The organism is Streptomyces sp. NPDC056580 (genome assembly GCF_042793175.1).
Classification (GTDB): Bacteria; Actinomycetota; Actinomycetes; order Streptomycetales; family Streptomycetaceae; genus Streptomyces.
Map to the genome: position 1 here is coordinate 1 of NZ_JBHTVE010000049.1, position 1,330 is coordinate 1,330.

The window sequence follows — 1,330 nt, forward strand, 5'->3', positions numbered from 1 at the left end:
CGTTGATGACGCTCCTATAGGCCGTCAAGCGGTCTGTGTGAGTGGTTTCGGTGTGTCGCGGGGACGGGTGAGGTGCCCGTAGACCTCGCGGGCGATGAAGCGTTTGAGGCAGCGGAGGATGTCCTTCTTGGACAGGCCTTCGGCGGTGCGGCGGGCGACGTAGTTCTGGGTCCGCTGGTCGTAGCGCATGCGGACCAGCGCGATCATGTGGAGTGCATGGTTGGCCCGGCGGTCGCCGCCGCGGTTGAGGCGGTGCCGGTTGGTGCGGCCCGAGCTGGCCTGGATGGGGGCTGCCGCGCACAGGTGCGCGAATGATGCTTCCGAGGTGAGCCGCTCGGGGTTGTCGCCGGCGGTGATCAGGAGTTGCGCGGCGGTCTCGATGCCCAGTCCAGGCAGTGCGACCAGTGAGGGTGCCGCTTCGACCACCAGCGACTTCAGCTCGGCGTCTGCGTCGGCGATCTCCGCGGTGAGGTATTGGTGGCGGTGGGCCAGGCGCCGCAGGGCGATCCTGACCGCGCAGGCCGGATCGCGGGTGTCCGTGCCGGGCCGGGACCGTGACAGCTGCTTGATCAGCTCGGCGGGGGCCAGGGTGCGCAGCCGCTCACGGACCTCGCCCGGTGCGGTGATGATGAGGGTGCGGATCTGGTTGATGATCTGTGTGCGGGCCTTGACGGCCGAGCGGCGGACCACTCGCAGGGCGCGGATGGCCTCCACGATGCCATCGTGGGTCTTGGGGGTCCCGCTGGCCCGGCCGGAGAGTACGGCTGTCGCCGCGGCGAAGGCGTCTACGGGGTCGGACTTGCCGTTGGCCCTGCGGGCTCGCCGGTCAGGGCGGTCCACCTCGATCACGGTCACCTGGTTTGCCCGCAGCAGCCGGGCGAGTTCGCAGCCGTAGGCGCCGGTGCCCTCGACGCCGACGGCCATGACCTCGCCGTGCGAGCGGAACCACTCCAGTAGCCGACGGTAGCCGTCATGAGTGGTGGGAAACGCCTCGGTGGCCAGGTGCCGGCCGATGGAGTCGATCACTGCGGCCTGGTGGAAGTCGGTGTGGGTGTCGACGCCGCCGATCACCGTCATCTCTTCTGCCATGCTGATGAGTGCTGTCCTTCCGTGCGACGCATGAGGGATGGCACGCGCCGGTCGGGCGGGAGGACAAGACTGTGATGGGACCTTTGGCCGGGCTCCTATGAGGTCACAAACGCCCGACCGGCCGCGCGCAGAGCGGCACCACCCGAGTCGGCCGACATTTCATCAACAAGACAGCTCGCACGTCGGTCAGTTGGCGGGTCAGACCGCCTCGGGCGGCACCACCGACATCCTCACAGTCAGC

Annotated in this window: 1 protein-coding gene; it reads right to left on the reverse strand. The window is 68.8% G+C overall.

Translation table 11 applies throughout. The annotated features are described in order from the left end of the window. Window positions 1–24: 24 nt before the first annotated feature. A complete protein-coding gene (locus ACFQ9Z_RS39325) occupies window positions 25–1,089 on the reverse strand; it encodes an IS110 family transposase (RefSeq protein ID WP_383031944.1) in 1,065 nt (354 codons plus the stop codon). Window positions 1,090–1,330: the final 241 nt, after the last annotated feature.